At 52.6% G+C, this 589-nt stretch carries 1 protein-coding gene; it reads right to left on the bottom strand.

All coding sequences use genetic code 11. The features are described from left to right. The coding region (locus SB816_RS29760; RefSeq protein ID WP_410547961.1) for an ABC transporter ATP-binding protein at positions 1-582 on the bottom strand (582 nt) is incomplete at its 3' end. Positions 583-589: the final 7 nt, after the last annotated feature.

Raw genomic sequence — 589 nt, forward strand, 5'->3', positions numbered from 1 at the left:
GTCGAAATGCGGCACCGCGGCCATCAGGCCCTTGAGATAGGGATGGCTTGGTGATTTGAAAATGTCGTCGACCGTGCCCGCTTCCATGATCTCGCCCTGATAGATCACGGCCACTTCATCGGCGCTGTTTGCCACCACGCCGAGATCATGGGTGATGAGCAGCATGCTCATGTTGAGCCGGCTCTGCAGATCTCGCAGGAGTTTGAGGATTTGCGCCTGGCTGGTCACATCAAGCGCCGTCGTCGGCTCATCAGCGATCAGAAGCTTCGGATTGCAGCTGAGCGCAATGGCGATCATCACCCTCTGTCTCATCCCTCCGGAAAGACGGTGCGGATATTCTTTCATTACTTGTTCCGCTCTGGAGAATCCGACGAGTTCCAGAAGCTCAACGGCTTTTTTAGCCGCTTCTTTTTTATTCATTTTTTTATGGTATTCAAGCACTTCGGTAATTTGTTCGCCGATGGTCAGCACCGGATTCAGGGAAGTCATGGGCTCCTGAAAGATCATAGAGACGTCATTTCCGCGGATTTTGCAATATTCGTTTTCGGTGAAGGAGGCCAGGTCCCTGCCTTCAAGCTTAATCGAGCCG

It is taken from the genome of Achromobacter sp. SIMBA_011 (assembly GCF_046535435.1).
Classification (GTDB): domain Bacteria; phylum Pseudomonadota; class Gammaproteobacteria; order Burkholderiales; family Burkholderiaceae_B; genus Achromobacter; species Achromobacter dolens.